This window comes from Sphingomonas sp. BL-S-30, from assembly GCF_055521475.1.
On record NZ_CM145481.1, the window covers coordinates 244,851 to 265,098 of the forward strand.

At 68.1% G+C, this 20,248-nt stretch carries 12 protein-coding genes; 10 read left to right on the forward strand and 2 right to left on the reverse strand.

Annotation, left to right across the window (positions count from 1 at the left end; genetic code table 11):
• Positions 1–2: 2 nt before the first annotated feature.
• Genes ACZ1I5_RS00970 through ACZ1I5_RS00985 form a run of 4 tightly spaced genes read left to right on the forward strand, consistent with a single transcriptional unit; the run spans position 3 to position 5,822 of the window.
• Positions 3–1,016 (forward strand): CoA transferase, encoded by a 1,014-nt coding sequence (locus ACZ1I5_RS00970; RefSeq protein ID WP_465173870.1) that lies wholly within the window; start codon positions 3–5, stop codon positions 1,014–1,016.
• Positions 1,013–2,164 carry a CaiB/BaiF CoA transferase family protein gene (locus ACZ1I5_RS00975; RefSeq protein WP_465171878.1) on the forward strand — a complete coding sequence of 384 codons (1,152 nt, stop codon included), beginning with the start codon at positions 1,013–1,015 and terminating at the stop codon, positions 2,162–2,164. The genes ACZ1I5_RS00970 and ACZ1I5_RS00975 overlap by 4 nt, the downstream gene beginning before the upstream one ends.
• Complete coding sequence (locus ACZ1I5_RS00980) at positions 2,161–3,411, forward strand: CaiB/BaiF CoA transferase family protein (RefSeq protein WP_465171879.1); 1,251 nt, start codon at positions 2,161–2,163, stop codon at positions 3,409–3,411. The genes ACZ1I5_RS00975 and ACZ1I5_RS00980 overlap by 4 nt, the downstream gene beginning before the upstream one ends.
• The gene (locus tag ACZ1I5_RS00985; protein WP_465171880.1) at positions 3,408–5,822 is read left to right on the forward strand and encodes a 2-hydroxyacyl-CoA dehydratase; all 2,415 of its coding nucleotides are present in this window, start codon (positions 3,408–3,410) and stop codon (positions 5,820–5,822) included. Before ACZ1I5_RS00980 ends, ACZ1I5_RS00985 begins: the two co-directional genes overlap by 4 nt.
• Before the next feature lie 163 nt (positions 5,823–5,985).
• On the opposite strand, the gene ACZ1I5_RS00990 is transcribed toward ACZ1I5_RS00985, so the two are convergent.
• On the reverse strand, positions 5,986–8,532 hold the full coding sequence (locus ACZ1I5_RS00990; protein WP_465171881.1) for a beta-glucosidase: 2,547 nt from the start codon (positions 8,530–8,532) through the stop codon (positions 5,986–5,988).
• Between the two features lie 225 nt (positions 8,533–8,757).
• On the opposite strand from ACZ1I5_RS00990, the gene ACZ1I5_RS00995 reads away from it, so the two are divergent.
• Together ACZ1I5_RS00995 and ACZ1I5_RS01000 are read left to right on the forward strand one after the other, a co-directional pair.
• On the forward strand, positions 8,758–10,014 hold the full coding sequence (locus tag ACZ1I5_RS00995; protein WP_465171882.1) for an MFS transporter: 1,257 nt from the start codon (positions 8,758–8,760) through the stop codon (positions 10,012–10,014).
• On the forward strand, positions 10,011–12,404 hold the full coding sequence (locus tag ACZ1I5_RS01000) for a glycoside hydrolase family 31 protein (RefSeq protein ID WP_465171884.1): 2,394 nt from the start codon (positions 10,011–10,013) through the stop codon (positions 12,402–12,404). The genes ACZ1I5_RS00995 and ACZ1I5_RS01000 overlap by 4 nt, the downstream gene beginning before the upstream one ends.
• Positions 12,405–12,416: 12 nt before the next feature.
• Here the strand turns inward: ACZ1I5_RS01000 and ACZ1I5_RS01005 are convergent, their stop codons facing one another.
• Complete coding sequence (locus ACZ1I5_RS01005) at positions 12,417–13,205, reverse strand: FadR/GntR family transcriptional regulator (RefSeq protein WP_465171885.1); 789 nt, start codon at positions 13,203–13,205, stop codon at positions 12,417–12,419.
• Between the two features lie 192 nt (positions 13,206–13,397).
• Between ACZ1I5_RS01005 and ACZ1I5_RS01010 the strand changes: the two genes are divergently transcribed.
• The 4 genes from ACZ1I5_RS01010 to ACZ1I5_RS01025 all read left to right on the forward strand — a co-directional run bounded on the left by ACZ1I5_RS01010 (position 13,398) and on the right by ACZ1I5_RS01025 (position 20,243).
• Complete coding sequence (locus tag ACZ1I5_RS01010) at positions 13,398–15,734, forward strand: TonB-dependent receptor (protein ID WP_465171886.1); 2,337 nt, start codon at positions 13,398–13,400, stop codon at positions 15,732–15,734.
• A 55-nt stretch (positions 15,735–15,789) separates the two neighbouring features.
• Entirely contained in the window at positions 15,790–17,097 is a 1,308-nt protein-coding gene (locus ACZ1I5_RS01015) for an alpha/beta hydrolase family protein (RefSeq protein ID WP_465171887.1), read from the forward strand.
• A gap of 67 nt (positions 17,098–17,164) precedes the next feature.
• Positions 17,165–18,334, forward strand: coding sequence for a mannonate dehydratase (gene uxuA / locus ACZ1I5_RS01020; RefSeq protein WP_465171888.1), 1,170 nt, complete (start codon positions 17,165–17,167; stop codon positions 18,332–18,334).
• A 160-nt stretch (positions 18,335–18,494) separates the two neighbouring features.
• On the forward strand, positions 18,495–20,243 hold the full coding sequence (locus ACZ1I5_RS01025) for a glycoside hydrolase family 2 protein (RefSeq protein ID WP_465171889.1): 1,749 nt from the start codon (positions 18,495–18,497) through the stop codon (positions 20,241–20,243).
• The last annotated feature ends 5 nt before the right edge of the window (positions 20,244–20,248 follow it).

Below are 20,248 nucleotides of genomic sequence, written 5' to 3' on the forward strand. Positions count from 1 at the left end.
CGATGCTCGGTCATCTGAAAGTGGTCGACCTGACCCGCGATCTGGGCGGCTATGCCGGCGTGATGCTCGCGGAGCTTGGCGCCGAGGTGGTGCAGGTCGAATGGGCCGACCCCGTCGGCGATGCGGCCGAGATCGCGATGGCGCGGCGGGGCAAAAGGATCGAGCGCATGGCGCTGGACGATGCGGCGCTGCGTGCTCTGGTCGACGAAGCGGACGTGCTGCTGCGTGGGCCGGAGGCGATGCCGGCGGGGCTGGGCGCGACCAACGAGCGACTGATCGATGTGGCGATCCTTGCCTTCGATCCGCATGGGCGCAACGCGGGGCGGCCGGCCACCGATCTGACGATCATGGCGCGGTCCGGCCTGCTGGCGATCGTCGGCGATCCGGACCGGCCGCCCATGGCGCTGCCCGGGCGCCAGGCCTGGGCGCTGGCCGGCATCCACGGCGCGATCGCCGCGCTGACCGCGCTCAATGCGCGCGCGGCGAGCGGGCTGGGCGAGCGGGTGATCGTCTCGGCCTATCGATCCGCCGTGCTCGCCAATTACCGCGAGCCGGTGAGCTGGCAATGGGCGGGCAAGGTCGGGCAGCGCACGGGCAATCTGCTGGTGCGCGGCAAATCCGGCGTGAAGCAGATCTGGTCCTGCGCCGACGGCTTCGTCACCTGGGCGCTGGTCGACAATCCGCCGATGATGCGCGCGACCGTCACGCGCATGGCCGAGGACGGCATGGCGGGGGCGCTGGCGGCGATCGACTGGGAGGCGATCCTGGTCGCGGACATGCCGCAGGAGACGTTGCAGGCGTGGGAAAGCGAGATCGGCGCATGGCTGATGACTCATACCCGGGCCGAACTGAGCGCGATGTCCAACAAGCATGGCATGGGGCTGTCGGCGATCGACGAGGCGGCCGATGTGATTGCCAGTCCGCATCTCGCCGCGCGTGGGCTGTGGCGCGACGACAAGGTCGACGGGCACGCGGTGCGTGTGCCGGGGCCGCTCTACCAATGGAGCGCGGCATGACGGACAGCGCCATGGCCGGCCCGTTGCAGGGCATCCGGGTGGTCGATTTCTCGAAGTTCCTGCCGGGCCCCTATTGCACCTGGATGCTGGCCGATCTGGGCGCGGACGTGGTGCGGATCGAGCATCCGCGCGAGCTGGCGAAACAGGCCAAGGTGTTCGGCTGGGACAAGCTGCCCGAGGCGGAGCGCGCGCGCATTCGCGGGCAGGACATCTTCGCGCGCAACAAGCGCAGCCTGTTGATCGATCCGGGTGCGGCGGAATCGCGCGAACCGATCGAGGCATTGCTGCGTAGCGCCGATGTGCTGGTGGAGGATTACCGGCCGGGCGTGCTCGATTCGATGGGCTTCAGTTACGAGGCGGTCGCGGCGATCAACCCGAGGCTGATCTATTGCTCGGTCACCTTGTGCGGCCAGACCGGGCCGTATCGCGACAAGCCCGGGCATGATCCGGTCGCGCTCGCCGTGTCGGGCGCGCTGTCGCGGATCGGCGAGGATCCGGGCAAGCCGGGATCGGCGGGCGTGCCCGTCGCCGATCTGCTGAGCGGATCGAATGCGGTGATCGGCATCCTCGCCGCCCTTCAGGCGCGGCACACGACCGGGCGCGGCCAGCGCGTCGACATCGCCATGTCGGACAGCGCGATGGCGCTGATCGCGCCGGTGATCTCGCGCAATCCCGATCTGTCGCGCGCGCCGGGACGCGGGCGCCACCGTGCCGACAGCGGCATCTACGAGACGCGCGATGGGCGCTTCATCGTCGTGACCGACATGGAGCCGCGATACTGGGAGCGGTTCTGCACGGCGATGGGCTGTCCGGACTTCATCGCGGCACAGAATGACAAAACGCGCCGGGCGGAGATCATCGCCTGGCTGAATGCCGCGTTCCTGGCCCGGCCGCTCGATCACTGGCTGGCGCTGCTGGCCGAGGCCGATACGCAGTTCGCGGCGGTCAATTCGGTCGAGGAAGCATTGGCCGATCCGCACAATATCGCGCGCGGCATGTCGATCGCGGTGGAGAGCGAGAGCGGCACGATCCGCCATATCGGATCGCCGATCAACCTGTCCGACACGCCCGCCGTCCCGCCGCGCCCGGCGCGGCTGGCGGGCGCCGATACCGAGACCATATTGACCGAATTGGGGTTTTCGACATGACCGATGCTGATCTGCCGCGCCCGCTGGAAGGGCTGCGCGTGATCGACCTGACCCGCGCTCTGGCCGGGCCCTATGCCACCTTGCTGCTGGCCGGCCTGGGGGCCGAAGTGATCAAGGTGGAGGATCCCAAGGGCGGCGACCTGGCGCGCGAGAACAGCCCCTATGTCGGGCGCGACGGGGTGGTGATCGAGCGGCGGCATGAGGACGACATCTCGATCTCCCATCTGACGCGCGCCCGGGGCAAGCGCGGCGTGGCGCTGAACCTGAAACACCCCCGCGCGCGCGACGTGTTTCGCGACCTGGTGAAGACCGCCGATATCGTGGTCGAGAATTTCACCGCGGGCACCGCCGACCGGCTCGGCGTGGGGTACGGGGCGGCGCGCGAGGCCAATCCGCGCATCGTCTATTGCTCGCTGAGCGGCTTCGGCGCCGACGCGCCCGAGGGCGGCAAGGCGATGGACGTGATCATCCAGGCGCTGTCCGGCGCGATGTACACCAGCGGCGATACCGACCATCCGCCCGTGCGCATGGGCGTGCCGATCGCCGACATGCTTGCGCCGGTGTTCGCGGTGATCGGCATTCTGTCCGCGATTCATCAGCGCGAGCGGACCGGGGAGGGGCAGCATGTCGACATCTCGATGCTCGGCGCGCTCACCTCGTTCGTCGCGATCGAGAATTGGGCGGCGATGCGCGCGGTGGACATGCCGGCGCGGACCGGGCTGACGGTGCAGCGGCTGTCGCCGTTCGGCGTGTTCGAATGCGCCGACGGCTATATCGCGCTGGTCGCGGTGCACCACAAGCTTGCGGCCGGGCTGTTCGCGGCGATGGGGCAGCCCGAACTGCTGGAGGATCCGCGTTTCGCGACGCGCGACAACCGGGTCGCCAACGCGCCCGTGCTCGAGGCGACGATCACCGCATGGTCGAAGGCGCTGACGGTGGCGCAGGCCGTCGCCGCGCTGGAGGCGGAGGGCGTGCCGGTCGCGCCGGTGCGTCACCCGGAAGAGGCGCTGACCGATCCGCGCGTGGTGGCGCGCGAGGAGACCAATGCGGTGTCGCATCCCGACTACGCCTCGGTCGTCGAGCTGCGCACTGCGGGCATTCCGATCCAGTTCTCCGCGTCGCGATCGGGCTTCGACCCGGTCCTGCCGGTCATGATCGGCGAGCATAATGACAGCGTCTATGGCGAGTTGCTGGGGTATGACGCGGCGACCATCGCCGAGCTGACCCGGGACGGCGTGGTCGCATGACCGCGGCCGCGGCGCTTGCCCGGCTGGCCGGGGCGTGCGCCGATCCGCGTGCGGTGGCGGCGGAGGTGCGCGCGGCGGGGCGGCGGGTGGCGTGGATGCTGGGCAGCGACCTGCCCTATGCGCTGGTCGATGCAGCGGGGTTCCATCCGATCCGCCTCGTGCCCGATGCGCGGGTCGACCGCAGCGCGATCGATGCGATGGTCAGCGCCGAGACCCTGGGCGAGCGCGGGCGATCGCTGCTGGCGGAGATCATCGCGCTGCCGGCCGGGGATGCGCTGCTGATCTCGCATGCGGATACCGAGCAGCCGCAGATCTTCGCGACGTTGCGCGAGCTGGCGCGGACCGGGGCAATTGCCAGGCCCGAGGTGCATTTCCTCGACCTGCTGACGATCGATCGGCCTGCGACCGAGCGCTATAACCGCATCCGGGTCGAGCAGGCGGTGGCCTGGCTGGGCGGAACGGGCGACCTGGGCGGAGCGATCGGTCGGCGCGAGGCGCAGCGGGAGGCGGTGGTATCGGTGCTCGGGCTGCGGGCCGAGGGCCGGCTGAGCGGGGTCGAGGCGCACATCCTTGTCGCGGCGGCGTCGATCCTGCCGGTGGACGAATTTGCCGATCTGCTGGCGGCGATCGAGGCCGGGAAGGCTGAGCTGCCGGTGCGTTCGGGGGCGCGCACGCTGCTCAGCGGGAGCGATATCGAGGACGTCGCCACGATCGCGCGGATCGAGGCGCTGGGGGCGCTGGTGATCGGCGAGGATCATGGATGGGGCGCGGCGCGGGTGCATCGGGCGCTGGCGCGCGATGGCGATCCGATCGCGGCGCTGGCGCGGTCCTCGCTGACGCCGGTGTGGGGTGTGTTTTCCGGCACGGCGGACCGGGCCACGGGCCTCGGCGCGGCGGTGGCGCGGCTTCGGCCCGAGCGGGTGCTGCATCTCAGCCGCAGCGGCGACGACAGCGCACCCTGGGAGGTCGCTGCCCTGCGCCGCGCGATCGAGGCGAGCGGCGTGCCGATGCTCGCTGCGGCACCGGACAGCGACTCGATCGCGCGCTTTATCGCCGATGGCCATGCGGCTGCGGCGAGTGTCGTGCCGGAACCAGAGGAGGCCGCTCCACCGCCCCGTCCGCGCGCGCCGCGCAGCCGCAAGTCGCTGGCGGCGGTGGCGCGCTTCGGTACCTATCAGCGCGAGTGGTTCGCCGAGGTGCGCGCTGCGGCGCTGTCGGGCAGGACCTTCGCGGCGGTGAACGCCAATGCGCCGCAGGAGATGCTGCGCGCGATCGGTATTCCCTTCGTGGTCAATCAATGGTGGGCCTCGATCGTCGCGGCCAAGCAGCAATCCGCGCGGTACGCCGGGCTGCTCGCGGCGAACGATCTGCCGCCGGCGGTGGAAGCTTATAGCGCGCAGGGCGTGGCGGCGGCGTTCGACGACGATCCGGCGCTCGCGCCATGGGGCGGGCTGCCGCGGCCCGACGTGCTGGGCATGGTGGCGAGCACCGACGCGACCACGCATCTGTTCGAGGCGTGGCAGGCCGCGACGGGCGCGCGGCTGCAGCGGTTCCAGCGCAGCGTCGAATGCCGGTGGGATATCCCGATCGACTGGTGGGACGGGCTGGCGGACCGCTGGGACGAGTTCATCGAGCCCGAGCGGCTCGACCTGTTCGAGGCGGAACTGAAGCTGGCGATCACCGAGCTGGAAGAAGTGTCGGGCGCGCGGTTCGATCCCGCTCGGCTCGAAGAGGTGATGACTCTCGTCAACGAGCAGGAGGATCATTATCGCGAGACGCGCGACCTGATCGCGCGGACCGTGCCGGTGCCGGTCGGCATCGTCGACACCATGCCCGCGACGATGGTGCCGCAATGGCATCGCGGGACCGAATGGGCGCGCGATGCGGCACGCGATTTCCATGACGAGGTGGCCGAGCGGGTGCGGGCGGGCGAGGCGGCGTGCCCGAACGAACGCATCCGGCTGATGTTCGTCGGCCGCGGGCTGTGGAGCGACATGCAATTCTATCAGCGCTGGGAAGAGAGCCATGGCGCGGTGTTCGTCTGTTCGATGTATCTGAGCCTGGCGGCCGACGGCTATATCCGCCGCCACGATCGCGGGCGCGATCCGCTGCGGGCACTGGCCGCGCGCTTCGTGACGATGGGCGACGAGCTGCGCATGCCGACCTGGGCGGGGGCGTGGCACGTCAAGGAAGCGCGGCTGCACCAGTGCGACGGCGCGGTGGCACTGTCGGATGCCGACCCGCTGGTGCTGCGCGCGTTGCGTGACGCCGGGGTCGCGGTGCTGGAGCTGGGCATGGACAATTTCTCGCGCGACGAGGCCGCCGAGGCGGATGTCGACGCGCGGGTGGTGGCGTTCCTGGAGGGGCCTGCGGGTGCGGCGAGTGACGCGCGGCGGGCGAAATTGGGGTAGGCCTCGAGCAAAACTTAGTTGGCTGGAATCACCGCTCCCGTTCGCCCTGAGCGTGTCGAAGGGCTGTTCTTTCTTCCTTGGAAGAGAAGAGCAGGGCTTCGACAACCCCGGATCAAGTCCGGGGCCGAACGGAGGTGGGGGATCATTAGAACTCGAAAATGCGCTAGCGGGTAAACGCCCCCGCCGGGACCAGGTCGCGCGGCGAGGACGAGGTGCCGACCTTGACCTCATATCGCCCCGAAGGGATGACCCAGCGCCCGGCGGACTTGTTCCACACGCCAAGCGGATGATGGCTGCTCGCCGTATCGATCGTGATCGTGACCTGGCGGGATGCACCGGGTTCCAGCTCGACGCGGTCGAAACCGACCAGCCTTTTGGGCGGCTGCGCCGCGCCGAGCGCATTGGCGCTGGCCGGCAGCGACAGATAGGCCTGTACGACCTGAGCGCCGGCGCGCTTCCCGGTGTTTTTCACGGTCATCGTCACGCGGTAGCTGCCTGTCCGCCGGTCGGGCACCAGCCTGGGGCTCGAGGTGGCGAAGCTGGTATAGGACAGCCCATGGCCGAACGGGAAGGCGATGCACGGGTTGCTGCCTGCCGTCACGGCGCAGTGGCCGCCGGCATTGGCGTCGTACCAGCGATAGCCGATGTCGAGCTTCTCGCTATAGGTGACCGACGGTGACTTGCCGTCGCTGCCGGGGACGCCGGGAAATTGCCGCGGCGTGACCGAGTCGAGAAAACCCTTGCCGGTAAGCGGAAAAGTGACCGGCAGCTTGCCCGACGGGTTGGTCCGGCCGAACAGCAGATCCGCGACGATGTTGCCGTCTTCCTGGCCCGGAAACCACACCTCCAGGATCGAAGGGCCCTGCGGACCGAGCAGGCCGGGGTCGATCGCGACGCCGGCATTGTCCTTCAGCACGAGCACGGTCTTTTGCGACATCGGACGCCCGGTGGTCGACCGGGCTGCCATGATCCCGGCCAGCATCGCGACCGTCTGGCTCGACCGGGCAGTGTTGGCGCCCGTGTCCTTCGTCGCGATCAGATTGGGCCTGGCGACATACCAGTCGAGCGAGCTGCCCGCCGCCGCGCTCGCGGCCAGTTCCCGCCCGGTCGCGTCCCTGAACGTCGCGCGATCCGCGCCTTCTTCAGCGTTCGTGCCTGCCATGACGACCACCGCATCCGCCGCCGCGACCTGATCGAGCGCCGCGGCAAAAGACGATGCCTTGCCGTCGACCGTCGCCGATGCGTTGGCGTCGTCGACCAGCACCATCCTCACCTGAGTGTCGGCGTGGCCCATCTCGCGCAGCGCGGTGCGGATGCCGTCGATCGGCGACACGGTATAATGCGGGACGACGTCGGAACTGCCGCCGCCCGCCCCCATCGAGCGGCCCAGGACCGATCCGCCGGCCACGGCCTGTTGCGCATAGACCTGCGACGCCTTGCCGACCAGGGCGATCACCCGCGCGTTGCGCACGATCGGCAGGGCGCCGTTGTTCTGCAGCAGCACCGCGGACCGGGCGCCGATCTCGCGCGCCTTGCGTCCGCCTGCCTGGAAGTCGATCGGCGTCTGGACCAGCGGCCGGTCGAAGATGCCGGCCTTGAACATCTGCGTATAGCGGCGTTCCAGCGCGGTATCGATCTGAACGGTGGTGATCGCACCGCTTGCCAGCGCGGCGTTCAGCTTGGCGGGAGTCCAGTGGATCGGGGTCGGCATCTCATGGTCCATGCCGCCCGCCAGCGTCGGCACCGTGCTTTTCATCGCGAAGAAATCGGACTGGACATAGCCGGTAAAGCCCCAGTCGCGGCGCAGCACGCCGTTCAGCAGGGGTTCGTTCTCGCAGGAATGGAGGCCGTTCACATAATTATACGAGCACATGATGCTCGCGACGCGGCCGTCCTTCACCGCCATTTCGAACGGAATCAGGTAAAGTTCGCGCAGCACCTGCTCGTCCACCGTCTCCTGGATGGTCATGCGGTTGGTTTCCTGCTCGTTCGCGACGAAGTGCTTCGCCATCGCGATGATGCCGTGCGACTGCACTGCCCTGGTCTCGGCCACGGCCATCGTGCCCGACAGCAAGGGATCCTCCCCGAAATATTCGAAGTTGCGGCCGAGGATCGGCAGGCGCGCCAGGTTCACGCCCGGCGCCTCGAAGACGTGGAGCGCGAGATTGGTCATCTCGGTGGCGATGACGCCGCCGAAAGCCGCGGCGACGCGCGGGTCGAACGACGCGGCGATCGCCATGCCGGAGGGAAGCGCCGTCGCCTGCGCCGAGCTGGGATGCGAATAGGCGGCGTAGATCGCATTGCCCCCGGCGGCAGCTTCGGCCTGCACGCTCTTGTCGACACAGTCATTCTGGCCGACGCCGACCGGGCCGTTGGTGATGCGGAAGGTCGGAATGGCGAGAGCGGGGTTACCCGTCACATGGCGCGCGCCATAGCAGTTCGGCAATTCGGGCAGCAGCGCCGGCATGCTGCCGGTGAGCTGCTGCATCTTCTGCGCCAGGGTCATCGCGGCGATCAGCTGATGCGCGCGACGCCGCGCGATCTTCTCCCTGGCGGTATCGGTCGTTGCCGCGGCCTGGCTGGAAACGACGGACGGACTCATCCAGGCAAGCTCGCGCTGGGCGTAGGCGGCGCTACTGGTCAAGCCAATCAGGACGCTGGCGGCGGTCAGCTTCAGGGCTATCCCACCGCGCGATTTGGCCGCCTTCATCCACTCTCTCCTCTGCTGAAACGGTCTGCGGGACGTTGCCCGCGCCGCGAATTACCGGCGATAAGACGCCGCCCAAGCAGCTTCGTCAACCTGTCGCGCGCAAAATTGTCAGGCCATCGAGGCTCTACGCGACTTTCTGGCCTGACCAATATCGACAAAGGGTGACGGGTGGGATAGTCCGACGGCATAAGAGAAACGGGCCGGTGGCCTGGCGGGAGGGAAGGGTTGAGGCGAATACCATATCTGCGCTGGTGGATCGTCGCGCTGATCTGCTTCGGCACGATCGCCAATTATCTCGCGCGCAATTCGCTCGGCGTGCTGGCGCCCGAGCTCAAGACCAGTCTCGGCATGACGACTCAGCAATACAGCTATGTCGTCGGCGCCTTCCAGCTGGCCTATACCGTGATGCAGCCGGTGGCCGGTTTCGTCGTCGACCGGATCGGACTGCGCAGCGGCTTCGCCCTGTTCGGCGTTGCCTGGTCCATCGCCAACATGCTGCATGCGCTCGCCGCCGGCTGGCTTGGCCTGATGTTCTTCCGCGGTCTGCTCGGCATGGCGGAGGCGGCGGCGGTGCCGGCCGGGATCAAGGCGATCGCGACCTGGTTCCCGGCGCGCGAACGCTCCGTCGCGGTCGGCTGGTTCAACGCGGGCACGTCGCTCGGGGCGCTGATCGCCCCGCCGGTGGTCGTGGCGGTGTCGCTATGGGCCGACTGGCGCCTGGCCTTTGTCGTCACCGGCGCGGTCGGGCTGGTATGGGCGGCGGCGTGGTATGGTTTCTACCGCAGCCCGGCCGAGCATCCGGCGATCACGCCCGACGAGCTGGCGCTGATCCAGGCCGACCGGCCGCCATTGACCGGTCGCCGCGCGACGGCGCGCGAGATCCTCGGCACGCCGAAATTCTGGGTGATCGCGGTGCCGCGCTTCCTCGCCGAGCCGGCCTGGCAGACCTTCAGCTTCTGGATCCCGCTCTATCTCGCCACCGAGCGCGGCATGGACCTGAAGCAGATCGCGCTGTTCGCCTGGCTGCCCTTCCTCGCGGCCGATCTCGGCGGCGTGCTCGGCGGCTATCTGTCGCCGTTCCTGATGGGGCGGCTGCGCCTGTCGCTGATCACGTCGCGCGTCGCCGGCATCGTCCTGGCGGCGGTGCTGATGATCGCGCCGGGGTGCATCGGCCTGGCCGCAAGCCCCTATACCGCGATCGCGCTGTTCTGCGTCGGCGGCTTCGCGCATCAGATGATCTCGGTGCTGATCAACACCCTGTCCGCCGACGTCTTCACCGCCGAGGAGGTCGCCACCGCCAACGGCTTTATCGGCCAGGCGGGCTGGATCGGCGGGCTGCTGTTCTCGCTGCTGATCGGCCAGCTCGCCGATACGATCGGCTATGCGCCGCTGTTCGCCGCCTTGTCGGTGTTCGACCTGATCGGCGCCGCGGTCCTGATCGTCAGCATTCGCCACCTCGTTCCCGCGGAGTCCCGCCGATGAAGCGCGCCACCTTGTCCAACCCGCCGCTGTTCGCGGTGCATGAACAGGCGCGGGGCCGGCTGACGCTGGTGGCCGAGACCGGGGCGACGGCGCATCTGTTCGTGCTGGAGGAGGATATCGCGCGGCTGCTGCTGCTCGCCAATGGCACCGTGACGAGCCCGCCGAGCTGGGCGATCGCGCCGGGCGCCGCGGACATCGCCGAGCCGGGGCGCGACCGGATGGATCTGGACGGCTTCACCTGCCCGGATTTCCGGGTCGAGACCGGGGACGGGGTGGTGACGGTCGCCACGGCCCGGCTGCGCGTGCGGATTCGCCTGCACGGGCTGCACTGCATCTGGGAACAGCATGACGGCGCCGAGTGGCGCCTGATGGCGGAGGACCGGCCGACCCAAGCCTATGACTTTGGCTGGTGGGACGGCCGCGTGCACCATTATTGCGCGCGGCGACCGGGCGAGCGCTTCTACGGCCTGGGCGACCGTTCGGGCGATACGGACCGCGCGGGGCGCAGCTTCCGCCTGACCAATCTCGATCCGATGGGCTATGACGCCGAGAATGGCGATCCGCTGTACAAGTCGATCCCCTATCTATTGGTCGCCGACGCCGCGGGGCACTGCCACGGCGCCTTTTACGACACGCTTGCCGACACGGCGTTCGATTTCGGCCGCGAGCTGGACAATTATCACGGCCTGTATCGCCACATGGTGGCGGAGGCCGGCGATCTCGACCTGTGGATGATCGCCGGGCCCGATCCGCTGGCGGTGACGCGCCGCTTCACCTGGCTGACCGGCCGGCCGGCGCTAATGCCGCGCTGGTCGCTCGGTTATTCGGGATCGACCATGACCTATACCGACGCGCCCGACGCCGCGGTGCAGATGGCCGGGTTCATCGAGAAGCTGGCGGAGCACGATATCGGCTGCACCTCGTTTCATCTGTCATCGGGATACACCTCGATCGGCGACAAGAGATATGTGTTCCACTGGAACCGGGAGAAATTCCCGGAGCCCGCGCACTTCGTCCAAAGCTATGCGGCGGCGGGGATCCAGCTTGTCCCGAACATCAAACCGGCGCTGCTGCGCAGCCATCCGCGCTATGACGAGGTCGCCGCCGAGGGTCTGTTCGTGGCCGATGCGGAGGGTGTGCCGGTGGAGGCGCAGTTCTGGGACGAAGTCGGCAGCTATATCGACTTCACCAAGCCCGCCGCGGCGCAGTGGTGGCGGGCGCAGGTCGGCAGCGCCTTGCTCGATCAGGGCATCGTCGCGACCTGGAACGACAATAACGAATATGAGATCTGGGACAGGCGGGCGCGGTTTGCGGGCTTCGGCACGCCTCGCGCGGCGGCCGATTGGCGTCCCGTCCAGCCCCTGCTGATGTCGCGGGCCTCACGCCGCGCCCAGACCGAGGCCGCGCCGGCCAGCCGCCCCTATGTCGTCACGCGCTCGGGCATGGCGGGGCTGCAACGCTATGCCCAGACGTGGAGCGGCGACAATCGCACCGAGTGGAAGACGTTGCGCTACAATGCCCGCATGGCGATCGGCCTGGCGCTGTCCGGTGTGTCGAACAGCGGGCATGACGTCGGCGGGTTCGCCGGGCCGGCGCCGTCGCCGGAATTGCTGGTCCGCTGGGTGCAGGCGGGCGTGCTGATGCCGCGCTTCAGCATCCATAGCTGGAACGACGATCGCAGCGTCAACGAGCCCTGGATGTACCCCGAATCGCTGCCCGCGATCCGGCGCCTGATGGCGTTGCGGCAGACATTGTTGCCGTTCTTCTACGATCTGCTGCATCGATACCATCAGGCGTATGAGCCGATGGTGCGGCCGACCTGGCTCGATTTTCCCGGCGACGCGGCGGCCTGGGCGGAAAATGACGAGCATCTGCTCGGGCCTGACCTGCTGGTCGCCACCGTCATGGAGGCGGGTGCCGATACGCGCACCGTCCGGCCACCGGCCGGGGCGGAGTGGCTGGACGTGTGGACCGGCGACCGCGTTGCTGGCGGCGTGACGGCGGTGCTCGACGCACCGCTCGACGGCCCGCCGCCGCTGCTCGCGCGAGCGGGATCGGCGATGCTGGTCGATCTCGCTGAAGGCGGGTGGCGGCCCGGGCCCTATCGCCGCGGCGTCTGGCTGTTCCCGCCACGCCAGGGCGCCTTTGCCTGGTCCGCCCTCGAGGATGCCGGCGACGGGGCAGGGGCGATCGACCAGTGGTGCATTACCGGCACTGCGGATGCGGCACGAATCGTCCTGGAGGTGCGGCGCGAGGGGCCGGGGACCTTTGGCGACGACAGGATCACGCTCCTGTTGCCGCCGGGGGAGGAGCGCGAACTGATCGTGAATGGCGGGATTGGCGATGCCGTCAAGCATGAGGGCCGGCGCGGCGTGGTCATCAGGGTCTGACGGCGACCGGCGTTACACCGCCACGCGCTTCGCCAGGTCAGTGCGCTTGGCCTCCACTTCGGCGCGGGCGCGGTTGACCGCGTCGTTCTCGGTTGCCTGCAACAGGCCGTCGATCACACGGGCGAGGTGATTGCGCATCGCCGTGCGGGCCGCCTTGGGGTTGCGGTCGCGCAGTGCCGCCAGGATGACCTGATGTTCGTCGATGCGCGGCTGGACGCCGACGCTGCGCGCGCGTTCGAGCATGTGCGCGCAGAGCGGCGAGCGGTAACGCGCGTCCCACAGGGATTCGACGACATCGACCACGGCCGAGTTGCGCGTCGCGCGCGCGATGGTCAGGTGGAATTCGCGATCGGCATGCTCGCCGCTGATATTCTCCAGATTCTCGCGTTCCATCTCGCCGATCAGCGTCTCGAGCGTCGCGATCTCGGCATCGCTGATGGACACCGCGGCTAGCGCCGCCGCCTCCGCCTCGAACAACCGGCGCGCCTCGGTCAGCTCGAACGCGCCGATATCGAGCCCGATGGTCGGCGCGTCCAGCGGCGGATTGTCGGTGACGAAGATGCCCGCGCCGTGGCGCGACCGGACGATGCCGATCACCTCGAGCGCGATCATCGCCTCGCGGATGGTCGGCCGGCTGACCTTATACTCGTCGGCCAGTTCGCGTTCGGACGGAATGCGCTGTCCGGGGGCGAAATCGCCGCGCTGGATCGCCTCCGCCACCGCGGCGGCGACTTGCTGGTAGAGTTTCCGCCCGTCCGCTTGCAGCGTGGCCGTCGCCGGGTCGCCAACTGGTCTGATCAATTTCTTCAATGGCATAGCTGAACTGGCCTATATCAGCCCCGTGACAATCGGGCAACAGGGCGAAAGCCGCCAAGGCTGGTGCGAAAGCCATTGTCAGACAGGGCTTGCAACTGGTCAGGCCATTTGATAGCCACCTCCCTACAAAGAAACGGGCGCGGGCATTCGTGATCCGACGCCAAGGGGAGGATCAAGATGGGAAAATTCCACCAGACCGTTTGCCTGAGGGCGCTTGCCGCGTCGCTGGCGCTGGGCGCGACGCCGGCGATGGCCAAGGCCGACCCCGCCGCCGCGCCGCAAGCCGATTCGGCCGCGGCACCGCAAAGCGCGCCGGCCGAAGCAGCGCAGACCGGGCTAGAACCCAACGACATCATCGTCACCGCGAACAAGCGCGCCGAGAATGTGCAGAATGTGCCGCTCGCCGTGTCCGTGCTGTCGTCGGCGCAATTGCAGGCCTCCGGCGTGCGCCAGTTCTCCGACCTGGGGCGCATCGCGCCCTCGCTGACGGTCCGTCCGGCCGAACATCCGGTCAACGCCAATGTGTCGCTGCGCGGCGTCGGCACCTTCGCCTTCGGCATCGGCGTCGAGCCGAGCGTCGCGGTGCTGGTCGACGAAGTGCCGCTCGCCTTCCAGGCACGCGCCTTCACTGACCTGCCCGATGTCGAGCGGATCGAAGTGCTGCGCGGGCCGCAGAGCACCTTGTACGGCAAGTCGGCCTCGGCCGGCCTGATCAACATCATCACCCGCCAGCCGACCGACACATTTCATTTCCGGGCGAATGCTCTGGCGACCACCGACAGCGAATATGGCGGCAATTTCAGCGTGTCGGGCCCGATGACCCCTGAACTGGGCTATGTCCTGTCGGCCAGCTATTCCAACTGGGACGGCAATGTCCGCAACCTGTTCAACGGCAAGAAAGTGAACGGGCGCGAGGCATTCAATGCCCGCGCCAAGCTCCGCTGGGAACCGACCGACGACGTCACCGTGACCCTGTCGGGCAATTATCTCAACGGCAATACCAGCGTCGGCCGGCCGTTCATCCGCATGGACCCGACCGCCTTGTTCCGCGGTATCGCGGGCCAGACCGCGGCGGTGGCGATGCCCGGCGTGACGATCAACGAGGACAATCAGAACGTCAGCAACAATTACGACGCGCGCACCAAATATGAGGGCGGCGGCGGGTCGCTCCGCGCGGAAGTCGGTCTGGGCGACATGACCCTGGTGTCGATCAGCTCGTACGACAAGTTCCGCCTCAACGACTTTCTCGATCAGGACGATACGTCGTCCACGACTCCCAGCGGCAGCAACATCCAGGTCGGCACGTTCCACTCGACATTGTTCACGCAGGAAATCCGCCTGCTGTCGCCCGGCGACAAGCCGTTCCGTTATACGGTGGGCGCCTATTATGCGAATGTGAAGTTCGACCGGCCCTTCCTGCGCGGCCCGGCTTTCTCGCTCGCCAACTGGTTCGCGACGTCGAAGTCGGAACAGATCGCTGCCTTCGCGCAGATCGACTGGGAGATCGTGCCGCATCTGACTCTGACCGGCGGCGGGCGCGTCCAGAACGAGAAGATTGCCTATACCTTCAAGGACAATCTCGCGGCCGTCGGCGCGCCGTCTCTCTTCAGCGGCCGTGCCGAGGATACCGCGGGCACCTATCGCCTCAGCGGGCGCTACGAAGTCACGCCCGACATGATGGTCTTCGCGACCTATTCGACCGGCTACAAGGGCCAGACCTATGATCTGACCACTGGCTTCAACGCCAACCGCGCGAACGCCGGCCCGATCAGGCCCGAACGGTCGCGTGACTGGGAGCTCGGCGCGCGCATGCAGTTCCTCGACCGGCGCGTGACGGCCAACCTCACCTTGTTCAACACCGATTATGAGGATCTGCAGGCGCAGACGATCGAGACGCTGACGGACGGGACCAGCAATTTCCGTCTGACCAATGTCGGCGGGCTGAACACCAAGGGCGTGGAACTCGACACCTCGGCGCGGATTGGCAACGATCTCAACCTTGGCGCGTCGGTCGCCTATCTCGACGCGAAATACACGTCATTTCCGCGCGCTCAATGTTATCCCCTGCAGACGCCGGCACAGGGATGCGTACCCGCGGTGCCGGCGGCGCCGCCAGTACCGGCCCAGCCCGCTTATCAGGTCCTGACCGACCAGCGCGCGGTGCAGGCGCCCGAGTGGAAATTCTCGGTCAACGCCGATTATTCGCCGTCGCTGGGCGGCGATCTGCGCGGCATCGTCCAGGCCAGCTGGCAATATCAGAGCAGCGTCTATTATGTGGCGGAGGATCCCCAGACGTTCCAGCCGGCCTATGGCATCGTCAATGGCGGGCTCGGCGTACGCGCCGAGGACCACAAATGGGAAGTGGTCGCTTTCGTCAACAACCTGTTCGACAAGCAATATTTCCCCTCCCTGGTCAACACGGCGGGCAATTTCGGCAACAAGCTGGCGACTCAGGCACTGCTGCCACGCGACTTCCGCCGCTATGGCGGTGTCCGGGTTGGCGTGAATTTCTGAAGGCAGCGGGGGCGCACGCCGCCCCCTCTGTTCTCCAACGGATCGGGAGCAAGAAATGTTTCGTGTTGCGCTGCCGGTGGCGATGGCGGGTGCCGTTGCATTGTTGTCGGCAAGCGCGCCGGCAGCGGATGCACCGGCGAAACCCGCCGTCGACGCGCCGGAGCTTGCCGCGCTCGGGTCCTATCCGGTCGGCGTCGCCGCGATCGAGGTCGTCCAGCCCGGCCAGGCCGACCCGCTCCAGGGCCAGGACAGGCCGGCGATCGTCGACCGTCACCTGCCGCTCAAGGTCTGGTATCCTGCCGCCGCACCCGGGGCCGGCACGATCTACCGGTCGGCGCTGCCCGGGGAGAAAGGCACCGACATCGCCTTCACCGTTCCCGGCATCGCCACACCGGAGGCGCGTGCCGCGCGGGGCCGGTTCCCGCTCGTGATCCTGGCGCATGGATACAGCAACACGCCCGAAGTCCTGTCCTGGCTCGGCGAGAATCTCGCGAGCAAGGGCTATGTCGTCGTCGCCCCGGCCTTTCGCGATCCACCGATCACCATCCGTACTGCTGCCGCCGCCGCTGGCCCGATCGCCCGGCGGCCGCTCGACATCGCATTCGTCGCGGCCGAGGCGCAGCGGCGCGCGCGGGCGGGGCAGGGGCCGTTCGCCGTCGCCGATGCCGATCGTACCGCGCTGATCGGCTATTCGATGGGTGGTTACGGCGTGCTCACGGCCGCGGGCGCCCCGCTCGATCCCGCGCTGGCCGGGGCCACGCGCGACGTGCTCGCGCCCTATGTCGCGGGCGGACCGAAAGCGGGCGCGCTCAAGGTTGCCGGCCTGAAGGCGGTGGTCGCGATCTCGCCGCCGCGTGCGGTGCGCGGCGCCGCCATGTGGGCGGCACCCGGCGTCGCCGCGATTCACGCACCCACCCTGTTCATCGTCGGCAGCCAGGACCGTACCGTCGGTTATGATCCCGGCGTGCGCACGCTGTTCGACGACGAGGTGCATGCGGCGCGCTATCTGCTGACGTTTCGCGAGGCGGGGCACAGCATCGCCCTGATCGGCGCGCCGCCGGAAATGCGGAAGAGCTATTGGGACCAGGACTGGTTCGAGGATTCGGTGTGGCGCAAGGACCGGCTGATGGCGATCGAGGCGCATTTCATCACCGCCTTTCTCGATCGCTATGTGAAGGGTGACATGACCAGGGCAGCCTATATCGATGGTCTCGTGCCCAATTCGAACGAGGGGGTCTGGGCCAGCGCGCCGCCAGGCCGCTATGCCGGCTTCAGCCCCGGGCCTCCCGCCGCCACTTTGTGGAAGGGGTTCCAGCCGAACAAAGCCTCGGGCATGTCGCTCGAGTTCAAGCCTGCGTCCTAGACGTGACGCGTAAAACAGCCGGCCTCGCGCGGTGCGCGCGCCGGCCAGGGAGTAAAGGCGTATGTTGATGACGCAGACGATGCGCTGGTTCGGGCCGTCCGATCCGGTGTCGCTGCGCGACATCCGCCAGGCAGGCGCGGCCGAGGTCGTGACCGCGCTGCACGAGGTCGCGAACGGCGAGGTCTGGACTCGCGAGGCGATCGCGGCGCGCAAGGGTGAGATCGAGCAGGCGGCGCTTGGCTGGACCGTGGTCGAAAGCCTTCCGGTGCACGAGGAGATCAAGACCCGCGGGCCCGGATGGGACCGACTGGTCGAGCGCTATTGCACAAGCCTGCGCAACCTCGCGGCGTGCGGCATCACCACCGTGACCTATAATTTCATGCCGATCCTCGACTGGACACGGACCGATCTGGCCTGGCCGCTTGCCGATGGCGCGCTGGCACTGCGCTTCGAGCTGGAGATGGTCGCGGCTTATGATCTCCACATCCTGCGCCGGCCCGGCGCCGACGCTTCCTATACGCCGGCCATGGTCGAAGGCGCGACGCGGCGCTTCCACGCCATGGACGAGGCGACGCGCGACAGGCTGGAGCGGACGATCATCGCCGGCTTGCCGGGCAGCGAGGAGAGTTTCACCTCCACCGCGCTCCTCGCCGCGATCGAGACCTATGCCGATGTGGATGCGGAACGCCTGCGCGCGAACCATGCCGACTTCCTGGCCGCGGTCTGCCCCGTCGCCGATGCGCTGGGGCTGCGGCTGGTCGTCCACCCCGACGATCCGCCCTTCCCGATCTTCGGCCTGCCGCGCGTGGTGAGCACCGAGGCCGATGTCGCCTTGCTGTTCGCGCGCGTGCCCAACCCTTCCAACGGCCTGTGCTTCTGTGCCGGATCGTTCGGCGTGCGCGCCGACAACGATCTGCCCGGCATGGTCGATCGGCTCGGCGACCGGATCGGCTTCCTGCACCTGCGCTCCGTGCAGCGCGAACCGAACACCGCCTTTCACGAGGCAGCGCATCTCGAGGGTGATGCCGGGATGGTCGACATCGTGGCGGCGGTCCACCGCCTGCAGCAGCGAAGCGGCCGCTCGATCCCGATGCGCCCCGACCATGGCCATCAGATGCTCGACGACCTGACCAAGGTGACCAACCCGGGCTATTCGCTGCTCGGCCGCATGCGCGGGCTGGCGGAACTGCGCGGGCTCGAACGCGGGATCGCGCATGCGACCTCCGGAATATCATGACGACCGGCGATGGGAGACGGATGTGCTTAACCGAATGAAGGCCGCATGGCTCATAGCCGCGGCCGTTTTGTGGGCAGACCCAATAGCCGCACAGCAGGCCGCCCCCCCCTCGCTTCCCAAATCGACGGCTCAGACCGGGCCGTTGCTGGTTTCCGCCGACATGCGGCAGGGCACAGATCTGTCCGGCGCCTGGCATTATTCGATCGATCCGTACCGCTCCGGCCTGGCCGGCTTCCATGGCGAGACGCCCGACAAGGGCCAGCAGCGTTACCGCGATGTCGATGTGCGCAAGGAAATGGCGCAGGACAGCCGCGTCCTGTACGAGTTCGACCTCGCCCGGTCGCCGGTCACCACGCTTCCCTCGTCCTGGCTGACCGAGGCGCCCGAGCTGCGCTATTATCAGGGTCTGATGTGGTATCAGCGCAGCTTCCCGGTGCAGGCGCAGCGCAAGGGGCGGATGTTCCTGCGCTTCGGCGCGGCCAACTACGCCACCGTCGTCTATCTCAATGGCCAGCCGGTCGGGCGCCATGAAGGCGGCTTTACGCCCTTCGCCTTCGAGGTCACCCGCCTGTTGCGCGACGGCGACAACCAGATCACCGTCGGCGTGGATTCGCAGGCGACCGAGGCGACCGTGCCCCCGCCCGTCACCGACTGGGAGAATTATGGCGGCATCACCCGGCCGGTGCGGCTGATCTCGACGCCCGACACCTATGTCGACGATGCCTGGGTCCGCCTGACCCGCGACGGGCGCATGGCGGTCGATGTGCATCTGGACGGGCCGCAGGCGGCCAATCGCGCGGTCCGGCTGCGCGTCGCCGAGCTCGGCCTCGACCAGGCGGGCACGACCGACGCCGCCGGCAACTGGCGCGCGACCATGGCCGCGCCGCGCGCGCTGGTCCCCTGGTCGCCCGAGCGCCCCAAACTCTATGACGTGACGATCGCGAGCGGCGACGACCAGTGGCGCGACCGTATCGGCTTCCGCACCATCGAAGTGCATGGGGCCGACATCCTGCTCAACGGCAAGCCGATCTTCCTGCGCGGCATCTCGATGCACGAGGAGGAGCTGGGCAGCGAGCCGACCCGCGCGATCAGCCCGGCAGCGGCACGCGCCCTGCTCGGCGAGATCAAGGACGGGCTGCACGGCAATTTCGTCCGCCTGGCGCATTACCCGCATTCCGAAATGATGACGCGCACCGCCGACGAACTCGGCCTGCTCGTGTGGAGCGAGGTGCCGGTCTATTGGCTGGTTGCCTGGTCCAACCCGGATACCCTGGCGACCGCGCGCAACATGCTGGCCGAGAATATCCTGCGCGACCGTAACCGCGCCTCGATCGCGATCTGGAGCGTCGCCAACGAGACGCCCGTCAGCGAGGCGCGCAACATCTTCCTGCGCACGCTGGTCGGCGATGTCCGCCGCCTCGACGATACGCGGCTGGTCAGCGCGGCCTTGCTGGTCGAGCGCTCGAAGGACGCGAAGACGCCGACCATGACCATGGCCGATCCGCTCGCCGAGGTCCTGGATGTGCTGGCGATCAACACCTATAATGGCTGGTACACCAACGACCGGCTGACCGACCTGCCCGGCAGCGTCTGGAAAGTGCCCGCCGACAAGCCGCTGGTCTTCTCCGAATTCGGCGCCGATGCCCGGGCCGGGTTCCACGACCTGACCGGTCCGCAGAAATTCTCCGAGGAATATCAGGCGGATTATTACCGCGCGACGCTCAAGATGGCGGATTCGGTCCCGACCTTGCGCGGCATGTCGCCCTGGATCCTCAAGGACTTTCGTTCGCCGCGCCGGCAGAATCCCGACTTCCAGCAAGGCTGGAACCGCAAGGGGCTGATTTCCGAGACCGGGCAGCGCAAACAGGCGTTCGATGTGCTCGCGGCCTATTACCGCGCGAAGGAGTAACCAGA

What these genes read in the sequence shown, in the direction of transcription:
- ACZ1I5_RS00975 (WP_465171878.1), top strand. Translation starts at nt 1,013, where the DNA reads ATGACGGACAGCGCCATGGCCGGCCCGTTGCAGGGCATCCGGGTGGTC.
- ACZ1I5_RS01015 (WP_465171887.1), top strand. Translation starts at nt 15,790, where the DNA reads ATGTTTCGTGTTGCGCTGCCGGTGGCGATGGCGGGTGCCGTTGCATTG.
- ACZ1I5_RS01025 (WP_465171889.1), top strand. Translation starts at nt 18,495, where the DNA reads ATGCGGCAGGGCACAGATCTGTCCGGCGCCTGGCATTATTCGATCGAT.
- uxuA (WP_465171888.1), top strand. Translation starts at nt 17,165, where the DNA reads ATGACGCAGACGATGCGCTGGTTCGGGCCGTCCGATCCGGTGTCGCTG.
- ACZ1I5_RS00980 (WP_465171879.1), top strand. Translation starts at nt 2,161, where the DNA reads ATGACCGATGCTGATCTGCCGCGCCCGCTGGAAGGGCTGCGCGTGATC.
- ACZ1I5_RS00970 (WP_465173870.1), top strand. Translation starts at nt 3, where the DNA reads ATGCTCGGTCATCTGAAAGTGGTCGACCTGACCCGCGATCTGGGCGGC.
- ACZ1I5_RS00985 (WP_465171880.1), top strand. Translation starts at nt 3,408, where the DNA reads ATGACCGCGGCCGCGGCGCTTGCCCGGCTGGCCGGGGCGTGCGCCGAT.
- ACZ1I5_RS01010 (WP_465171886.1), top strand. Translation starts at nt 13,398, where the DNA reads ATGGGAAAATTCCACCAGACCGTTTGCCTGAGGGCGCTTGCCGCGTCG.
- ACZ1I5_RS00990 (WP_465171881.1), bottom strand. Translation starts at nt 8,532, where the DNA reads ATGAAGGCGGCCAAATCGCGCGGTGGGATAGCCCTGAAGCTGACCGCC.
- ACZ1I5_RS01000 (WP_465171884.1), top strand. Translation starts at nt 10,011, where the DNA reads ATGAAGCGCGCCACCTTGTCCAACCCGCCGCTGTTCGCGGTGCATGAA.